The organism is Klebsiella sp. 2680, assembly GCF_900198535.1.
GTDB lineage: Bacteria > Pseudomonadota > Gammaproteobacteria > Enterobacterales > Enterobacteriaceae > Klebsiella > Klebsiella indica.
The window spans coordinates 232,542-250,282 of record NZ_FZNJ01000006.1 but is presented as its reverse complement, the minus strand read 5'-3'; the positions used below and the strand labels follow the sequence as shown (position 1 = coordinate 250,282).

The window sequence follows — 17,741 nt, the reverse complement described above, 5'->3', positions numbered from 1 at the left end:
CCTGCCATCTGGCAGGTTTTGAGGCTGATGACAAACCTGATTTAGATATTGTGCTCGCATTTCTGCCGGGTGGCGGCTATCGCTTTACCTGGCATGTAAAACCAATAATATCATCATGTTATGGGTTTTTCGTAGGCCCGCGCAAGCGAAGCGCCGCCGGGCAATTCCGGAAAAACGCACTTTGTCAGCAATCTGACCTGCCATCTGGCAGGTTTTTTTATGGGGAAAAAGGCAAAAAAAATCCCCGCCGACTGGCAGGGATCTTCAATTCTGAGCTTATAAAGCTAAGATTACAGGCTGGTTACGTTACCAGCTGCCGGGCCTTTAGCGCCGCTTTCGATGGTGAAGGAAACTTTCTGACCTTCATCCAGGGATTTGTAGCCATCGTTCTGGATAGCGGAGAAGTGTACGAACACGTCTTTAGAGCCATCGTCAGGAGTGATGAAGCCGAAGCCTTTATCAGCGTTGAACCATTTTACGATACCAGTCATTTTACCGGACATAGTGAATTACCTTTAAGAAAAATAAATGAGCCTTTCGGCGTTATGGTCTGGACTACAGATTTGAAGCGATAAAGGGAAAGTTCACTACCGGGGTATCTATCAACGGATAACCTTTGAAGGACTGCTCTATTCGAATGCTCTGTGGTCTTTACATCAAACCGGGGAGCATTAACGCATTTTCAGGCGGTGATAGCAAACTTTTTTTTCGGCGATATAAAAACGGTCCTTTCCAGGACCGCTAACCGTAACAAACTTTACCTGAGATCATGAGTCAATAAGTTGTCTTGAAAGCTGAGGATTTGCCTGTATCAGGCGCATTAGTTTGAGTTCAGTGATCGAGGGTTTTACGCGTCTTGATTCCCACTCTTTTACCATCGCGACGCTGACGCCCATGGCATTGGCGAAATCATCTATTTTCAAGCCGGTGCCTTTGCGTAGTTGTTCAAATTCATTGAATACAGCGGGCTTATGCGTCAGGGAAACGGTCTGAGCCTGATCGTTAAAAATAATTTGTTCCAGGCTGCTTAGTAGTTCGAACGCAGGATCTTTATATTCCATTGAGAACTCCTCTCTATCATACGGCGGAGGGTGAATTTTGTAGAGCCTCTTAAGAATAGTCGGAAAAAAAACGCAAAGAATGCTTATCCTGGTCATTATGTATCCGCCGATTTTTTTACGGGCTGGCTGAGTGAGGTAAGGCGATGATTAGTATCTAAATGAGCCAGGTTAGAAAATTATTGTAAATAAACTGGTCATACTTCAAGTTGCAGGTGTGTTGGCTTTTGCGTGACGCGTCTCATCCATCAAACTCGGCCTGCGGGCCGTCGCTTCGCGACGTTCAAAACGGTTAACCGTTTTGTCCTGCAACTCGAATTATTTAGCGTATAGGTAAGAAGAAAAGGATAAAGGCCAGCGTTGTCTCGCTGGCCTGCCGATTATGCTTTTTGCAGCTTATCAACTTCACGCGGTAACGTCTGCGGCTTTTGTTGACCCAGTTTGTATTTCACCAGCAGCGCAATGGCGGACAAGAAGGCCGGGATCGCCAGCAGAGAGAAAATGGTTTCGAAGGAGAGCTGGGCCTGCATCAAGAAAGCGCCGCTGAACGCGCCAAGAATCCCGCCGAAGCGTCCAATCCCCAACATCCAGGCAACACCGGTCGCGCGCCCCTGTGTGGGATAAAATCCGGCGGCCAGCGCAGGCATGGATGATTGCGCGCCGTTCATAATGCTGCCGGCGATAAAGACCATCACCCCCATCAGCAGCAGGCTGTGGGTTGAGAAACCAACCAGGCAAACGAATATTCCGGTTAACAGCCAGCCCACGGCAACCACTTTGTTCGGATTGATCTTATCCATCAACGCGCCGAGGATAAGCACGCCAATACCGCCTCCCAGCGGGAACAGCGCGGTAATAATCGAGGCCTGGCTCATGGTTGCGCCGGTTTCGCGAATCAGCAGCGGGAGCCAACTGGTGAGTAAATAAAAGATCAGCAGACCCATAAAGTAGGTCAGGCACAGCATTATGGTACCGATGGCATAGCGCGGTGAGAAAATAACCCCGATGGCCGATTTCTCTTTTACCTGTCCTGCTTCCCGTAACTCAAATTCGGCTTGCTCAGGAACGGGCGCGATACGGCGCAAAACGGCGGCGATACGCCGGGCAGGCTGTTGTTTAACGACCATATATCGTGCTGATTCCGGCAGGAGAAAGAGCAGCGCAACCGCCAGCAGCAGCGGCATCACGCCGCCAAGCACCAGTACGCTCTGCCAGCCGTAGTGGGGGATCATCCAGGCGGAGAGGAAACCTCCCATCGACGAGCCCATCGGAAAACCGACAAACATCAGGTTGACCATCAGGGCACGGCGTCGTTCAGGCGCGTATTCACTCATCAGCGTCGCGGCGTTTGGCATCGCGGCCCCCAGCCCTAAACCGGTAAGAAAACGCAGCAGCGTCAGCTGATTGAGGCTGGTGGCAAAGGCGGTCAGCAGGCTGAAGCCGCCGAAAACCATGATCGACATAATCAACACTTTCTTACGTCCGATGCGGTCGGCGAGAGGGCCAGCGGTCAGCGCACCGACGGCAAGTCCCACCAGGGCGGCGCTCATTACCGGGCCCAACGCCGACTTTTCAACCCCCCATTCCTGCACAAGGTCAGAGGCAATAAAGCCGATTATCGCGGTATCGAACCCGTCCATCGCGACGGTGATAAAACATAAGGCCAGAATCATCCACTGGTATTTCGTGAAGGGATGTTCATTGATAAAAGCCTGAATATCGATGGTTGTCTTCTTCATACGGCATTCCTGGCAGGCTGAGCGGGGGACAGAGATAGATTATTGTTATCACCCTCGCGGTCATTGATATTGTCTGTGCGATTATCGAACGAAGTGTCGTTAATCGCCTCATTTAATAAAATCATCGAACTCTGTTTCAGGCAATGCAGGTCAGCCGGTAAGCGTGCGATTATCGTCCGTTTTCGCGAACCGTCAGAAGGGAAGGGTTAGTAAATCAAATAAAATCAGTGAATTAAATAATTCTGTCGAGCATTAAGCGCTAGCCGTAATTGTGATGTACTTAACAGACGATAGTCGTGGGGGCGCAAAGGCCGAATACCTGCTTTTTAAGGGGGAAGATTGTCAGGAAAAGGTATCCTGTAAGGCTGACCTGGACTATCCTTGTCAGCGGCTGGCACGTGTGTGCCTGTTTGCGCTTTTTTTGGCTGAAAGGAGTAAAAAAATGGCGACAGGAAAGTCCTGCTCTCGCTGGTTTGCGGCTATTGCAGCCCTGTTAATGGTGGTTAGCCTGAGTGGGTGTTTCGATAAAGAAGGCGATCAGCGCAAAGCGTTCATCGACTTCCTGCAAAATACGGCAATGCGTAGCGGCGAACGTCTGCCGACGCTGACCGCCGATCAGAAAAAACAGTTCGGACCTTTCGTTTCCGATTACGCGGTGATTTACGGTTATTCACAGCAGGTGAGTCAGGCGATGGATGCGGGGTTGCGTCCGGTGGTGGATAGCGTGAATGCGATTCGCGTGCCGCAGGATTATGTGACTCAACGCGAACCGCTGCGTCAGGCAAACGGCGCGCTGGGCGTTCTGAGCCAGCAACTGGAAAACGCAAAAATGCAGGCCGATGCCGCTCACGGCGCGCTGAAACAGAGCGACGATCTGAAGCCGGTCTTCGACCAGGTTTATAATAAAGTCGTGACGACGCCAGCGAATGCGCTGCAGCCGCTGATCCCGGTGGCGCAGGTCTTCACCCGGCAACTGGTGCAGGTCGGTGATTTTATTGCCCAACAGGGGACGCAGGTCAGCTTCGTCGCCAACGGCATTCAGTTCCCGACTTCACAGCAGGCCAGCCAGTATAATACGCTGGTCGGGCCCTTGCCCGCGCAGCACCAGGCTTTTAATCAGGCGTGGACCGCGGCGGTGAACGCGACGCGCTAAGTGGTCAGATCTCCCGGGTAAGGCGTCTGCTTTATCCGGGATTGCTGTTTCTCACTTCACGTGCGGATTAACGCAGTTCTTCTCGACTTTGCCGTTCAGGGCATCAATCAGATTATCCACCGCGCAGGCCGCCATATTGTAACGAGTCTCGTGGGTTGCGGAGCCTATATGCGGCAACGCAACGACGTTTGGCAGACTTAGCAGCGGAGAATCTTTCGCCAGCGGTTCTTGTTCGAACACGTCCAGTCCGGCAGCATAAATTTTCCCTTCCTGTAGGGCGGCAATCAGCGATTTCTCGTCAACCACGGCGCCACGACCGGCGTTAATAAAGATGGCGGAGGACTTCATCCTGGCGAACTGCGCTTTGCCAAACAGGTGATACGTCTCGTCAGTCAGCGGCAGGATCAGGCAGACAAAATCGGCTTCCTGCAACAACGTATCGAGATCGCAATAGCGGGCATTAAACCGCTCTTCCGCCTGCGGGTGCTGGCGACGAGCGTTGTAGAGAATCGGCATGCCGAAACCCGCATGCGCGCGCTGGGCGAGTGCCATCCCGATACGCCCCATGCCGACGATGCCCAGGGTTTTATGATGCACATCGTTACCAAACCAGTCCGGGCCAATGCTTTTCGTCCACTCCCCGGCTTTTACGCGGTCGGCGACTTCAACCACCCGACGCGCGGTACTTAAAATCAGCGCCATCACGGTATCGGCCACGGTTTCGGTCAACACCGTCGGGGTGTGCATCAGTAATATTTTACGTGCATTCAGGGCATCAACGTCGAAGTTGTCATAGCCGACGGAGATGGTTGAGGTTGCACGAAGCTTCGGCATGTTCTCCAGTAACGCGGTATCGACTTTTTCGCTGGCGCCCAGCAGACCCACCGCTTCAGCAAAGGCGGCGGCATGTTGTGAAACGGTCTCCGGATTCAGGTTTTTCACCTGAGTCACGGTAAAGTGTTGTTCCAGACGCTGTTGTAGGTCGTCGGGAAGCGTTTTGTAGAGAATAACTGACGGCTTCATGCGGATCTCCATTATGTGAAGGTTTCAGGCGTGACGTGCGCCAAGCGGAATTTTTTGATTATTAGCAGGCTTAACAATCAGAGTAAGCCATACCGAAGCGAAAAGCGCCACTCCCATAAAAATGTACGATGCGGACGGGCTACCGGTAGTGCCATTCAGATAGCCCACAAACCAGGAACCGAAGAAAGACCCCAGGGCGCCCATGCTGTTGATCAGCGCCATCGCACCCCCGGCAACGTTACGCGGCAGCATTTCAGGGATGATGGCGAAGAAAGGCCCGTATGGGGCGTACATCGCCGCACCGGCAATCACCAGTAACGAATAGGAAACCCAGAAATGGTGGGCGCCGACGGCCCAGGAGCCGATAAACGCCAGCCCGCCAATCAGCAGTAGCGGCCAGACAAACAGCTTGCGATTCTGCATCTTATCGGAGGCCCATGACACCACGATCATGGCGATGGTCGCCGCCAGATAAGGAACCGAAGAGAGCCAGCCGACCTCAACCATCCCCATATTCTCGCCGCCGCTGCGGATAATCGACGGTAGCCACAGGACGAAACCGTAAACCCCGATGCTCCAGGCAAAATACTGCATACACAGCAGCACAACGTTACGCGAGCGGAAAGCTTCACCGTAGTTGCGTATCGGTTTGATGCCCTGTTGTTCACGTTCCAGTTGTTCCTGCAGCGCGGCTTTTTCGCTTTCCGCCAGCCAGTTGACCTGGGACGGTTTATCCTTCACCAGTACCCACCAGCAGCATGCCCAGATAATCGCCGGTACACCTTCAAAGATGAACATTTCCCGCCAGCCGAAAGACTGAATCAGGTAACCGGACACAACCGACATCCACAGCACCGTTACCGGATTGCCGAGGATCAGGAACGTATTGGCGCGAGAACGTTCGGATTTGGTAAACCAGTTGCTGATATAAATCAGCATCGCGGGCATTACCGCCGCCTCTACGACGCCAAGAATAAAGCGGATTGCCGCCAGCGCCGGGATATTGTGCACCATCCCGGTCAGCGAGGCGCAGGCGCCCCACAGAATCAGGCAGATAAAAATCAGTTTGCGTACGCTGCGGCGTTCGGCATAAATCGCGCCGGGGATCTGAAAAAAGAAGTAGCCGAGGAAAAATAGCGCCCCCAGCAGGGAAGAGATACCTTTGGTGATGCCCAAATCTTCAGTAATACCGGCTGCTGAAGCGAAACTGAAGTTAGCGCGGTCGAGGTATGCCAGGCTATAGGTGATAAACACGATAGGCATGATATACCACCAGCGTTTTGTTGCATTTGTCGAGCTATTCATAGGATTGCCTCTGTGAGTGAGGTGACATTTATCATTAGAAAAGATCGGTTACGCCGCGCTGCATGTAGGGTACAGGACGGCCGTACATTGCGTGGGCGTTGCTTACTCGCCCAGCGCCTCGCGCGTGGGCAACCCTTCGCTATCGCCCTGGACCTGAATGGCCAATGAACCGATTTTGTTGCCGCGCAGTACCGCCTGCTGCAGCGACTTGCCTTCCAGCAGGGCGCTAATCACGCCGACGGCAAAACCATCGCCTGCGCCGACGGTATCCACGACGTTATCGACTTTTATCGCCGCTACCGCCCCCTGGTCGCCGTCAGCGGTTTTATACCAGGCGCCATCGGAACCGGTCTTGATCACCACCGTGCGTACGCCGCGGGTTAGGTAGAAATCGGCGATGGCTTCGGGCGTCTGCTGACCGGTCAGAATCATCCCTTCTTTCAAACCAGGCAGCACCCAGTCGGCCTGAAAAGCGAGGCGGTTGAGTTGCCCGACCATTTCGGCGGTACTTTTCCATAGCGTCGGACGCAGATTCGGGTCGAATGAGAGGGTTTTCCCCTGGCCTTTCATGGCACGAGCAGCATGCTCCAGCAGCGCGTACGAGCTGTCTGACAGCGCGGCGGCGACGCCGCTTAAGTGCAGATGACGGGCGCTGGCGAAGTACGCTTCGTTAAAGTCGTCCGGCGACAGATGGCTGGCGGCGGAGCCTTTACGGAAATATTCCACAATGGGATCGGTTCCATTATCGACTTTAGATTTCAACTGAAAGCCGGTAGCGTAGCGGCGATCCAGGCTAACCCCGTCAGCGTCGATTCCCTCTTTCGCCAGCGTGTTGAGGATGAAGCGGCCAAAGCTATCCTCGCCGACGCGGCTTACCCAGCCGACGCGAAAACCCAGACGGGCAAGGCCGGTGGCGACGTTCAGTTCGGCCCCCGCAACGCGTTTCATAAAGTGCTCAGCGTCAGCCAGTTCACCGGTTTCGCTGGCGACAAACATCGCCATAGCTTCGCCTATCGTGATGACATCCAACGTTTTTTGCATAACTTAATCCTTGCGTAACAGGTTGACATAGCGGCGGGTCACGGCCGTCAGGTCCTGCCCGGTCAGCGGAAATTCAATCCCGCGGGGGGCATCGGCGGGCAGGTTGTCGAGCAGTGTCAGCCAGCGGTCGGCAGCTTCGTCCGGCGGCACGGCACGAAAGTGCGAATGATGCGGCTCAGCCGCTTTGACGTGGATATAGCTGACGGCGGGCGCCAGATGGCGGGCGGCTTCTTCCGGCGAGTCGCCGACCCACAACCAGTTGCCCATATCAAAGGTCAGGGTGATGGGCAGCTGATTAACCCGGCAGGCGGCTTTGAAGCGTTGCATTGGCGCTAACTGGCCGCAATCAGTCTGATCGTTCTCAACCACCAGCGTCATCCCGCTTTCGCGCAGAATATCCCGCAGCGCTTCCAGTTCCTTGTGGTGGTTAAAGTTGCCCAGCGAGAGTTTCAGCCACAGCGCATTAAGGGTTTGCGCTTCCAGCAGGAGAGAGGGAAGTTGCGGATTGAGCGCGCCATCGCGGGCAAACAGGGCTTCCGGCGCTGAGTAGCAAGCCAGCAGACCACGGCGCTCAATGTCTGCGGCCAGCGACGGCAGGTGGTTCAGTTCATCGGCGCTGAACAGTTCGCGGCGAATTTCCACGCCGTCCGCGCCGGCAGCGGCGATAAACGGCAGCACGGCGGACTGCCCGCCGAGCGCTTTAACATGGTCATTACCGTAAGCGGCGGTAACGACAATAATTTTCCTGGCCATTCCATAAACTCCCGGCGGTTATCTGATGCGTTATTTATTACGCTAGATGGTACCGGTTCCAAAGAAAAGGTCAGTATGTCTAATTTATGATCGCCATCACGAAGGATCGTTAGCGGGAGGTGGAGCCCCTGACGATGAGTTCACCGGAAAACACCCGTTCACAGACCGGGTCGTTACTGCCGTTAATCCGCCGCACGACCTGCTCGATAGCGGCGAAACCAATCTGCCAGGTGGGTTGCTTAAGTGTCGTAATCCCCACGCCCGCCAGCTCGGCCCACTCCAGCTCATCGAAACCCAGCAGCCCGATATCGCTGCCCCAAATCAGGCCAACGCGCTTCAGGGCGCGCGCGACCTGCAGGGTCAGCGCCCCATTAGCGGAAATCACCGCTTTACGCATCCCACGATGGTGGGAGTGGAAATGACGCAGGACGTCATCCAGCATCGCGCTATCGTTCAGCGGTACTTCGGCGTTTTCCGCGACAATATCGGCATGGTGGCGGAGCGTCTGATGAAAGGCGTTCAGGCGCTCGCGGCGGGTATTGACCGAGCCGAGCGGCTCGCTGAGGAACAACAATGCTTCAAAGCCTTTTTCCACCAGATGTTCGGTGGCGGTGGTCGCGGCCTGGGTGTTATCGAGACCGACGACATCGCAGGCGAATTCAGGAATTTTGCGGTCGATAAGCACCATCGGCAGCGCCGACTGCTGCAGGCGGTTAAGCCCGTCTTCGCGCATTCCCACCGCGTTGACCACAATCCCTTCCACCTGATAGCTGCGCAGGAGGTCGAGATAGTGAAGCTCCTGGTCCACTTCGTTGTTGGTATTACACACCAGCAGCGTGAAGCCTTTATCACGGCAGGCGGCCTCGATGCCGCTGAGCACATTGACGGAGTAGGGGTTGGTGATATCGGCGATAATCAGGCCAATCAGCCGGGTACGGCCATGCTTCAGGCCGCGGGCCATCAGGCTGGGGCGATAATCAAGCTCGGCGATGGCTTTTTCAATCCGCCCCAGCAGATCGTCGGAAAGCAGATGTTTTTCGCCGTTCAGATAGCGTGAAATGCTGGTTTTGCCGGTTTTTGCGGCTTTCGCCACATCGCTAATGGTTGCTCGCGCCGCTTTCGCCATGGTGGCTTCCTTTGCTGAAATCTGCACACACCTTAGCGCGAAAATCCGCTATATCAAGCATTTTGCCTGGTTCTGTTCAGTGGCCTGTACCGTTCACGGTTAATATGAAAGGTGCTTGTCATCTCCGCTGCGAGTGAATGGCCAGGAGGACGTTTCGCCCATTCCCCTGGCGTCCGGCATTGTGCTGAAACCCGCCATTATGCGTTCGCTTCTTTCCTTAATTATTTTTATTCTTTGCCACAGCAACCACGACAGTTGATTATGTTGTCCGAAGACGGAGAAAATTCCGCAGAGCGCATCTCAATTTGTAAATACTATTGAACGGCTTAATAACAGGCCGTCACCACACCTGCTATCGCTGACCAGGAGCCTGCTTTGTCAATTTCATCTGCCACCAAAACCATCCTGACCGCCGCCCACTGGGGGCCAATGCTGGTCGAAACGGATGGTGAAAACGTCATCTCATCCCGTGGCGCGATTGATACGCCTTTCACTAACTCCCTGCAAACCGCAGTGCGCGATCAGGTACACAGTAAAACGCGCGTACGCTATCCGATGGTACGTAAGGGATTTCTTGCCTCGCCGGATAGCCCGCAGGGCGTGCGCGGCCAGGATGCGTTCGTGCGGGTGAGCTGGGCGCAGGCAATGGACCTGATTAATGTTCAGCATCGGCGTATTCGTGACAGTTATGGCCCGTCGTCGATCTTCGCGGGGTCCTACGGTTGGCGTTCCAACGGCGTATTGCATAAAGCGGCGACGCTGCTCCAGCGCTATATGAGCCTGGCGGGCGGATATACCGGGCATCTGGGCGATTATTCCACCGGCGCGGCGCAGGCGATTATGCCGTATGTGGTGGGTGGCAATGAGGTCTACCAGCAGCAGACCAGCTGGCCGTTGGTGCTGGAACATAGCGATGTAGTGGTGTTGTGGAGCGCGAATCCGCTAAACACGCTGAAAATCGCCTGGAATGCGTCCGATGAGCAGGGGATCCCGTGGTTTGATCGTCTGCGTCAGAGCGGAAAGCGCGTGATCTGCATCGATCCGATGCGATCGGAAACCATGGCATTCTTTGGCGATGCGGCAGAGTGGATCGCTCCGCATATGGGCACTGACGTGGCCTTAATGCTCGGCATCGCCCATACGCTGGTGGAAAACGGCTGGCAGGACGATGAATTCCTGGCTCGCTGTACCAGTGGCTACGGGATTTTTGCCCGCTATCTCAAAGGAGAAAGCGACGGCACGCCAAAAACCGCAGAATGGGCTGCGGAAATCTGCGGGGTAAATGCGGATAAAATCCGCGAACTGGCACAACTATTCCACGAAAATACGACAATGTTGATGTCCGGTTGGGGTATGCAGCGCCAGCAGTTCGGCGAGCAGAAACACTGGATGCTGGTGACCCTTGCCGCGATGCTAGGTCAGATAGGCACTAAGGGCGGGGGTTTTGGCCTTTCCTACCATTTTGCTAACGGCGGCAACCCGACGCGCCGTGCGGCGGTGCTGGCTTCCATGCAGGGCTGCGTGGCGGGAGGCACCGATGCGGTAGAAAAAATTCCGGTAGCACGCATCGTTGAAGCGCTGGAAAACCCCGGCGCGGCTTATCAGCATAACGGTATGGAACGGCATTTCCCCGATATCCGCTTTATCTGGTGGGCGGGCGGTGCCAACTTTACCCATCATCAGGACACCAACCGGCTGATCCGCGCCTGGCAGAAGCCGGAGCTTATCGTTATTTCCGAATGCTTCTGGACTGCGGCGGCGCGCCATGCCGACATCGTGTTGCCCGCGACCACCTCGTTTGAACGCAATGATATGACCATGACCGGCGATTACAGCAACCAGCATCTGGTACCGATGAAGCGCGTGGTGGCGCCGCGCGATGAAGCGCGCGATGATTTTGATGTTTTTGCTGACCTCAGCGAACGCTGGGAAACGGGTGGTCGGGAGCGCTTTACGGAAGGTAAAAACGATCTGCAGTGGCTGGAGACGTTCTACCAGATTGCCACCCAGCGGGGGGCCGCTCAGCAGGTGACGCTGCCGCCATTCGCGCAGTTCTGGCAGGCGAATAAGCTGATTGAAATGCCGGAAAACCCGGAAAACGCGCGTTTCGTCCGCTTCGCTGCCTTTCGCGACGATCCACAGGCGAACCCGTTGAAAACCGCCAGCGGTAAAATTGAAATTCATTCGCCGACCATCGCCAGCTTTGCTTATCCGGACTGTCCGCCGCATCCGATGTGGCTGGAGCCGGATGAGTGGCATGGCAATGCGCAGGAGGGGCAACTGCAACTGCTTTCAGCGCATCCGGCTCATCGTCTTCATAGTCAGCTTAACCCTACGTCGCTGCGCGCGCAGTACGCAGTGGCGGATCGCGAACCGTTAATCATCCATTCGCAGGATGCGAGCGCGCGTAATATCGCCGATGGCGATCTGGTGCGGGTGTGGAATTCACGCGGTCAGGTGCTGGCTGGTGCAGTGGTGACCGACGGTATCCGTCCCGGGGTTATCTGTCTGCATGAAGGCGCGTGGCCCGATCTCGATGCTCAGTCAGGTATCTGTAAAAACGGCGCGGTGAACGTGCTGACCAAAGATATCCCGACATCGCGGCTCGGTAATGGTTGCGCCGGAAATACGGCGTTAGCGTGGCTGGAGAAATATACCGGGCCTGAGCTTACGCTGACGGCGTTTGATCCGCCGACCAGTGCATAATCCAGGTTGGATGCTGGGTTTCATCCTGCCATGCGCAGTCTTCAATGCGAAAGCCCTGCGCATGGTAGAAATTTACCGCCCGGACGTTTTTCTGGTACACCTCCAGGCTGAGCCAGGCGTAGTGCTTTTTGACTTCGTTGATGAGCGCGCTGCCGATCCCCTGCCTGATGGCATCCGGCGCGACGAACAGCGCGCCGATAAAGCGTGACTCCATCACGCTGATAAAGCCCTTCAGTTCGCCGTTCTGTTCCCATACCCAGGTACAGGCGGTGGGCAGATAAACATCGCGAACCACAGCGATGCTGTCATGCCAGTAGCGCTCATCAATAAATGGATGTGCGTGAATTGTACTTTTCAGCCAAAGCGCGAGCAGCGAGTCGCCTTCGTTACTGTCCCGGTAGCGGATCATCCTGACCTCCGGGGTGACAGAAGCAGCCGGTAACATGGTCGTTGACCAGGCCGCAGGCCTGTATAAAGGAGTAGCAGATAGTTGAGCCGACGAACTTAAATCCGCGTTTTTTCAGCGCTTTTGACAGCGCATCAGAAGCCGGGGTAGTTGCCGGAATTTCGGCAAGCGTGGCGGCGGCCGTGATCTGCGGATGATTGTCGACGAAGGACCAGACAAAATCAGCGAAAGGCTCGCCGTTTTCCTCCATGGCCAGAAAGGCCCGTGCGTTGCCGATGATGGCCTGAATTTTACCGCGGTGGCGAATAATCCCGCTATCCAGAACCAGACGTTCAATGTCCTCTTCGCCCATGGACGCGACGCGAACCGGATCAAAATGGTGAAAAGCACGGCGGTAATTTTCACGTTTTTTCAGCACGGTGATCCACGATAATCCGGCCTGCTGGCCCTCAAGGCAAATCATTTCAAACAGTTTACGAGAGTCCTTTTCAGCAACGCCCCACTCGCTATCGTGGTACTCAATATATAAAGGATCCTGGCTGACCCATCCGCAACGTTGCATGTGCCTCTCCCTTTTTTAAAACCTATCTGTTCATTTCCTCTGCAGGATACAGATAAATCGTTATATCGGGGGGATTATTCCCAAAACAGGGCTCGTCCACCCCCCCCTCGAAAACAGCGCAATCTTGCTGTCCGGACTCTTTTGGACGCCGCTATAGTGATAATAAAGAAATGTGATGATCTTCGGGGAGCCTGAGCCCGGCGACGTATCCATTCAGGTGTCGGGCGTAATCAGTGCCAATGCCTGACAACAGGAATATATCGCTATCGACAGAAAAAGTAATACTCCGGAACACGATACATGGGATAGCGATCACCAACCGCGCGAGTAAGCTACCCGTGTGCAGCAGATAAATGCGTCTGGCAATAAAGGCATCGCCTTCTGACTTGCCTTCACTGCCAGCGTAAGCATGGTGAAAAGCCGTTAACCGTATAGCGCGGCTACGCGCATTATGGAGGCTATCTGTAGCATATCTGATATGTTTATTTTACTTTGTGATCACAGTGATGACACATGTTATGATGATAGTGAGCACTAACTTTTTTGGAAGGTAAAGAAGGCATGGATGTTTTTCAATGCCATTCATTCCGCCTTTAGTGCATTTCATTCCCCGGAGGCGGCAGTTCATGCCTTTTTCCCCCTGGCTTATAGGGGATTTCGTTATTGTGGCCGCAGTTAATTATTCAGGACAACTGCTATGAACGCTGCAAACCGTCAATACACCCGCTGGCTCACGCTGATCGGCACCATTATTACCCAATTCGCGTTGGGATCGGTTTATACATGGAGTTTGTTCAATAGTTCGCTTTCCGTCAGGTTAAATGAACCGGTCAGTCAGGTAGCTTTTTCATTTGGTCTGTTAAGCCTCGGTCTGGCGCTTTCCTCATCCGTTGCCGGTAAATTGCAGGAGCGTTTCGGCGTCAGGCGCGTCACTATGGCGTCCGGTATTCTGCTGGGGCTCGGGTTCTTCCTCACCGCCCATGCCAGTAGCCTGTTGATGCTGTGGCTGAGTGCGGGCGTGCTGGTGGGGCTTGCCGACGGTGCCGGTTATCTGCTGACGCTGTCGAACTGCGTAAAATGGTTCCCGGAACGTAAGGGGTTGATTTCGGCTTTTTCCATCGGCGCGTATGGCCTTGGCAGCCTTGGTTTTAAATTTATAGATTCCCATCTGCTGGCGACGGTCGGCCTGGAGAAAACCTTTATTATCTGGGGCGCTATCGTGCTGGTGATGATTGTGTTTGGCGCAACGCTGATGAAAGATGCGCCGAATCATACCGTGACGGCAAGCAATGGGGTGGTTGAAAACGACTTTACCCTCGCTGAATCAATGCGTAAACCGCAGTACTGGATGCTGGCGGTCATGTTCCTGACTGCCTGTATGAGCGGCCTGTACGTTATTGGCGTCGCGAAAGATATTGCCCAGGGGATGGTGCACCTTGATGTGGCGACGGCGGCAAACGCGGTTACGGTGATTTCCATCGCGAACCTTAGCGGCCGTCTGGTGCTGGGTATCCTGTCCGATAAAATGTCGCGTATCCGGGTCATTACTATCGGCCAGGTTGTGTCGCTTATCGGTATGGCGGCGCTGCTGTTCGCGCCGCTGAATGCAGCCACCTTCTTCGCAGCGATTGCCTGTGTCGCGTTTAACTTCGGCGGAACGATTACCGTCTTCCCGTCGCTGGTCAGCGAATTCTTTGGTCTTAATAATCTGGCGAAAAACTACGGCGTGATTTATCTCGGCTTTGGTATCGGCAGCATTTGCGGCTCGCTGATTGCCTCACTGTTTGGCGGTTTCTACGTGACCTTCTGCGTTATCTTTGCGCTGCTGATTCTTTCTCTGGCGCTGTCGACCACCATTCGTCAGCCGAAAAGTGAAATTTACCATCAGGCCCATGCCTGAACCGCATCTCCCCTGGCGGGAGCGTGAATTCATTACCTAATCTAACCGAGTCTATCCAACCAAATGTTTTGTAAATGTTTGGTTGGATCACATTCCTCCCTGATACTTTTCCCTTCCGCTGTGGTCTACTTAGCGCGCTTTGTCGACGTTTCTTATCACAGACGATACACAACATCATTCAAGTTTCATCGATGCGGCAACCTAGGCGTCTCCGGGTGTGCTCTGGCAGGTGAGCGCCTGTCAGGACGAGGCCGGGTATTGGTCGGGTTATTGCTGGCAGCCAACAAAGAGGCCGCTTGAAGTAAGATGGGTACAAACGCGCTTTATTAACCTGCTGACTTATCTCGGTTAAGTCAGCAGGTTTTATTTCTTCATTTTTCAGGTTTGCTTGCATGAAATACATTAAAACGATGACGCAGCAGAAGCTGAGTTTCTGGCTCGCGCTGTACATCGGCTGGTTTATGAATGCCGCCGTATTTTTTCGTCGCTTCGGGGGATATGTTCAGGAATTTACCTTCTGGAAAGGCATCTCAGGTGCAGTTGAACTGATCGCGACTGTGCTGGTTACCTTTTTTCTGCTGCGTATTTTGTCGCTATTCGGACGCCGGGTATGGCGCATCCTCGCGACGATCGTGGTTATATTCTCTGCGGCTGCCAGCTATTACATGACCTTCCTCAATGTTGTTATTGGCTACGGCATTATTGCGTCCGTGATGACCACGGATGTCGACTTGTCCAAAGAGGTGATTGGCTGGCATCTGATTCTCTGGCTGGTGCTGATGAGCGCGCTGCCTCTGCTGCTTATCTGGAACAACCGCTGCCGCTATACGCTATTGCGGCAAATCCGCACTCCGGGCCAGCGGGCGAAAAATGTCGCTATTGTGATACTGGCCGGCCTGATGGTCTGGGGGCCTATTCGCCTGCTGGATGTCCGGCAAAAAAATGTAGAGCGTAGTTCAGAAGTGGATTTGCCAAGTTATGGCGGAGTGGTGGCTAACTCCTATTTGCCGTCTAACTGGCTTTCCGCGCTGGGGCTATATGCATGGGCGCAGGTTGATGAATCTTCTGATAATCAATCCCTGATTAACCCGGCGAAGAAATTCACCTACATCGCGCCTGAGGGGCTTGATGACACTTATATGGTGTTTATCATTGGCGAAACGACCCGCTGGGATCATATGGGTATTCTGGGCTATAGCCGGGACACCACGCCTGCGCTGGCGCAGGAGAAAAACCTGGTCGCCTTCCGCGGATACTCCTGCGATACCGCGACAAAGCTGTCGCTGCGCTGCATGTTTGTGCGCCAGGGCGGAGCGGAGGATAACCCACAGCGGACGCTGAAAGAACAGAACGTTTTCGCCGTTCTGCATCAGCTCGGTTTTACCGGCGATCTGTACGCCATGCAGAGTGAGATGTGGTTCTACAGCAATACGATGGCTAACAATATTGCTTATCGAGAGCAGATTGGCGCCGAGCCGCGCAACCGCGGCAAGAGCGTTGACGATATGCTGCTGGTGGACGAACTGCAGCGTGGTCTGGTGAATAACTCAGGGGGTAAACACCTGATTATTCTGCATACCAAGGGGTCACACTTTAACTATACCCAACGCTATCCGCGTAGTTTTGCCCGATGGCAGCCGGAGTGCGTCGGCCTCGATAACACCTGTTCAAAAGAAGAACTGATCAACTCGTACGATAACAGCGTGACCTATGTGGATCACTTTATCGTTAGCGTACTGGACCAGTTGCGGGATAAGAAAGCGATTGTCTTCTATGCGGCTGACCACGGTGAATCAATTAACGAGCGTGAGCATCTGCACGGTACGCCGCGTAAAATGGCGCCGCCTGAGCAGTTTCGCGTCCCGATGCTGGTGTGGATGTCGGATAAGTATCTGCAATCGCCTGATCATGCAGCCTCTTTTGCGCGTCTGAAGCAGCAGGCGGCGATGAAGGTGCCGCGTCGTCATGTGGAACTGTATGACACCATTATGGGTTGTCTTGGCTATACTTCGCCGGATGGCGGGATTAATCAATATAACAACTGGTGCCACGTTCCCGGCGTGGAAGAGAAGACGCAGTAGCCGAGTGGCGAGTTTCTCGCCGCTTGAGTGACTTTTTCATAATAAGGCATTGACGGTTGTGTATCTCAGCAGTAAGATGCGCCCGCATTCGGTGATTGGCGCAGCCTGGTAGCGCACTTCGTTCGGGACGAAGGGGTCGGAGGTTCGAATCCTCTATCACCGACCAGATTCGAAAAGCCTGCTCAACGAGCAGGCTTTTTTGCATCTGTAGTCAACGAGGATGAGAACCTCCGGGGGCAGGAGGTTCGACCCGAGCGAAGCGAGAGAACGTTGCGCCAGCAACGGCCCGCAGGGCGAGCCACGCAGTGGCGAGTTATCCTCTATCACCGACCAGATTCGAAAAGCCTGCTCAACGAGCAGGCTTTTTTGCATCTGTAGTCAACGAGGATGAGAACCTCCGGGGGCAGGAGGTTCGACCCGAGCGAAGCGAGAGAACGTTGCGTCAGCAACGGCCCGCAGGGCGAGCCACACAGTGGCGAGTTATCCTCTATCAGCGACCAGATTCGAAAAGCCTGCTCAACGAGCAGGCTTTTTTGCGTCCGTCGCCGTGCAAATCCGGAAAACGGTGCCCGGGGAGTCAATTCCTGGGGCGTGGCGTAAATGCTTCACTCCGTCTGGAGCCTCTCCCGAGCAGGCATATCGCGCTACTTCCAGAGGATGCCAGGCAGAGAAAGGGAGCAAATGTCTCAAAACCCCATCGACGACGGCTTTTTGCCATTTGCTCACGATTTTGTGACATCTTCCATTGTATTTTTTTATATATATACCGATCTTTTTTCGCGAAGCTTATGGATAACTTCAGCATTTTCCGCTGTGCGTTTTAACGTTCACGCTATTTATCGCTCACATATTGGTCACATCGCAAGAAATTTTTACCATTTTCCATAA

14 protein-coding genes, 1 tRNA gene, 2 other RNA genes and 1 pseudogene are annotated in these 17,741 nt (G+C 54.2%); 8 read left to right on the top strand and 10 right to left on the bottom strand.

Annotated features, from left to right (window positions below):
* Positions 1 to 290: 290 nt before the first annotated feature.
* From cspA to FN037_RS21755, 3 genes are all read right to left on the bottom strand, one after another.
* Entirely contained in the window at positions 291 to 503 is a 213-nt protein-coding gene (gene cspA / locus FN037_RS21765) for an RNA chaperone/antiterminator CspA (protein ID WP_000014594.1), read from the bottom strand.
* A gap of 264 nt (positions 504 to 767) precedes the next feature.
* Entirely contained in the window at positions 768 to 1,061 is a 294-nt protein-coding gene (locus tag FN037_RS21760) for an HTH-type transcriptional regulator (RefSeq protein WP_138359554.1), read from the bottom strand.
* A 377-nt stretch (positions 1,062 to 1,438) separates the two neighbouring features.
* Positions 1,439 to 2,797, bottom strand: coding sequence for an MFS transporter (locus FN037_RS21755; RefSeq protein WP_138359552.1), 1,359 nt, complete (start codon positions 2,795 to 2,797; stop codon positions 1,439 to 1,441).
* 442 nt (positions 2,798 to 3,239) lie between these two features.
* Here FN037_RS21755 and FN037_RS21750 point away from each other — a divergent pair, with 442 nt between their 5' ends.
* Complete coding sequence (locus FN037_RS21750; RefSeq protein ID WP_138359550.1) at positions 3,240 to 3,950, top strand: DUF3053 domain-containing protein; 711 nt, start codon at positions 3,240 to 3,242, stop codon at positions 3,948 to 3,950.
* A 51-nt stretch (positions 3,951 to 4,001) separates the two neighbouring features.
* Here the strand turns inward: FN037_RS21750 and ghrB are convergent, their stop codons facing one another.
* From ghrB to FN037_RS21725, 5 genes are all read right to left on the bottom strand, one after another.
* Positions 4,002 to 4,973 (bottom strand): glyoxylate/hydroxypyruvate reductase GhrB, encoded by a 972-nt coding sequence (gene ghrB, locus FN037_RS21745; RefSeq protein WP_138359548.1) that lies wholly within the window; start codon positions 4,971 to 4,973, stop codon positions 4,002 to 4,004.
* 24 nt (positions 4,974 to 4,997) lie between these two features.
* Entirely contained in the window at positions 4,998 to 6,278 is a 1,281-nt protein-coding gene (locus FN037_RS21740; protein WP_138359546.1) for an MFS transporter, read from the bottom strand.
* Between the two features lie 102 nt (positions 6,279 to 6,380).
* Positions 6,381 to 7,319, bottom strand: a complete 939-nt coding sequence (locus tag FN037_RS21735) for a sugar kinase (RefSeq protein WP_142503143.1) — start codon at positions 7,317 to 7,319, stop codon at positions 6,381 to 6,383.
* 3 nt (positions 7,320 to 7,322) lie between these two features.
* Positions 7,323 to 8,072, bottom strand: a complete 750-nt coding sequence (locus FN037_RS21730) for a sugar phosphate isomerase/epimerase (RefSeq protein ID WP_138359542.1) — start codon at positions 8,070 to 8,072, stop codon at positions 7,323 to 7,325.
* A gap of 109 nt (positions 8,073 to 8,181) precedes the next feature.
* Complete coding sequence (locus FN037_RS21725) at positions 8,182 to 9,198, bottom strand: LacI family DNA-binding transcriptional regulator (RefSeq protein WP_138359540.1); 1,017 nt, start codon at positions 9,196 to 9,198, stop codon at positions 8,182 to 8,184.
* 375 nt (positions 9,199 to 9,573) lie between these two features.
* On the opposite strand from FN037_RS21725, the gene FN037_RS21720 reads away from it, so the two are divergent.
* A complete protein-coding gene (locus FN037_RS21720; protein ID WP_138359538.1) occupies positions 9,574 to 11,904 on the top strand; it encodes a molybdopterin guanine dinucleotide-containing S/N-oxide reductase in 2,331 nt (776 codons plus the stop codon).
* Here the strand turns inward: FN037_RS21720 and FN037_RS21715 are convergent.
* Entirely contained in the window at positions 11,867 to 12,313 is a 447-nt protein-coding gene (locus FN037_RS21715; RefSeq protein ID WP_138359536.1) for an N-acetyltransferase, read from the bottom strand. The two genes, FN037_RS21720 and FN037_RS21715, sit on opposite strands and share 38 nt — an antisense overlap.
* Positions 12,291 to 12,872: a DNA-3-methyladenine glycosylase I gene (gene tag / locus FN037_RS21710; RefSeq protein ID WP_142503142.1), complete on the bottom strand. Its 582-nt coding sequence runs from the start codon at positions 12,870 to 12,872 to the stop codon at positions 12,291 to 12,293. The genes FN037_RS21715 and tag overlap by 23 nt, the downstream gene beginning before the upstream one ends.
* 156 nt (positions 12,873 to 13,028) lie before the next feature.
* Here tag and FN037_RS24810 point away from each other — a divergent pair.
* The 6 genes and pseudogenes from FN037_RS24810 to FN037_RS21680 all read left to right on the top strand — a co-directional run.
* Positions 13,029 to 13,197 (top strand): annotated as a pseudogene (locus tag FN037_RS24810) (autotransporter outer membrane beta-barrel domain-containing protein); the annotation flags it as partial.
* 372 nt (positions 13,198 to 13,569) lie between these two features.
* Entirely contained in the window at positions 13,570 to 14,772 is a 1,203-nt protein-coding gene (locus tag FN037_RS21700; RefSeq protein ID WP_142503141.1) for an MFS transporter, read from the top strand.
* Positions 14,773 to 15,164: 392 nt separating this feature from the next.
* Positions 15,165 to 16,853: a kdo(2)-lipid A phosphoethanolamine 7''-transferase gene (gene eptB, locus FN037_RS21695; RefSeq protein WP_142503140.1), complete on the top strand. Its 1,689-nt coding sequence runs from the start codon at positions 15,165 to 15,167 to the stop codon at positions 16,851 to 16,853.
* An 89-nt stretch (positions 16,854 to 16,942) separates the two neighbouring features.
* A tRNA-Pro gene (locus tag FN037_RS21690) sits at positions 16,943 to 17,019 on the top strand.
* A 33-nt stretch (positions 17,020 to 17,052) separates the two neighbouring features.
* Positions 17,053 to 17,186: non-coding RNA, RtT sRNA (locus FN037_RS21685), on the top strand.
* A gap of 33 nt (positions 17,187 to 17,219) precedes the next feature.
* Positions 17,220 to 17,353: non-coding RNA, RtT sRNA (locus FN037_RS21680), on the top strand.
* Positions 17,354 to 17,741 lie beyond the last annotated feature (388 nt).

Coding starts and splice junctions, on each gene's coding strand:
- cspA (WP_000014594.1), bottom strand. CDS start 503: ATGTCCGGTAAAATGACTGGTATCGTAAAATGGTTCAACGCTGATAAA.
- FN037_RS21760 (WP_138359554.1), bottom strand. CDS start 1,061: ATGGAATATAAAGATCCTGCGTTCGAACTACTAAGCAGCCTGGAACAA.
- FN037_RS21755 (WP_138359552.1), bottom strand. CDS start 2,797: ATGAAGAAGACAACCATCGATATTCAGGCTTTTATCAATGAACATCCC.
- FN037_RS21750 (WP_138359550.1), top strand. CDS start 3,240: ATGGCGACAGGAAAGTCCTGCTCTCGCTGGTTTGCGGCTATTGCAGCC.
- ghrB (WP_138359548.1), bottom strand. CDS start 4,973: ATGAAGCCGTCAGTTATTCTCTACAAAACGCTTCCCGACGACCTACAA.
- FN037_RS21740 (WP_138359546.1), bottom strand. CDS start 6,278: ATGAATAGCTCGACAAATGCAACAAAACGCTGGTGGTATATCATGCCT.
- FN037_RS21735 (WP_142503143.1), bottom strand. CDS start 7,319: ATGCAAAAAACGTTGGATGTCATCACGATAGGCGAAGCTATGGCGATG.
- FN037_RS21730 (WP_138359542.1), bottom strand. CDS start 8,072: ATGGCCAGGAAAATTATTGTCGTTACCGCCGCTTACGGTAATGACCAT.
- FN037_RS21725 (WP_138359540.1), bottom strand. CDS start 9,198: ATGGCGAAAGCGGCGCGAGCAACCATTAGCGATGTGGCGAAAGCCGCA.
- FN037_RS21715 (WP_138359536.1), bottom strand. CDS start 12,313: ATGATCCGCTACCGGGACAGTAACGAAGGCGACTCGCTGCTCGCGCTT.
- tag (WP_142503142.1), bottom strand. CDS start 12,872: ATGCAACGTTGCGGATGGGTCAGCCAGGATCCTTTATATATTGAGTAC.
- FN037_RS21700 (WP_142503141.1), top strand. CDS start 13,570: ATGAACGCTGCAAACCGTCAATACACCCGCTGGCTCACGCTGATCGGC.
- eptB (WP_142503140.1), top strand. CDS start 15,165: ATGAAATACATTAAAACGATGACGCAGCAGAAGCTGAGTTTCTGGCTC.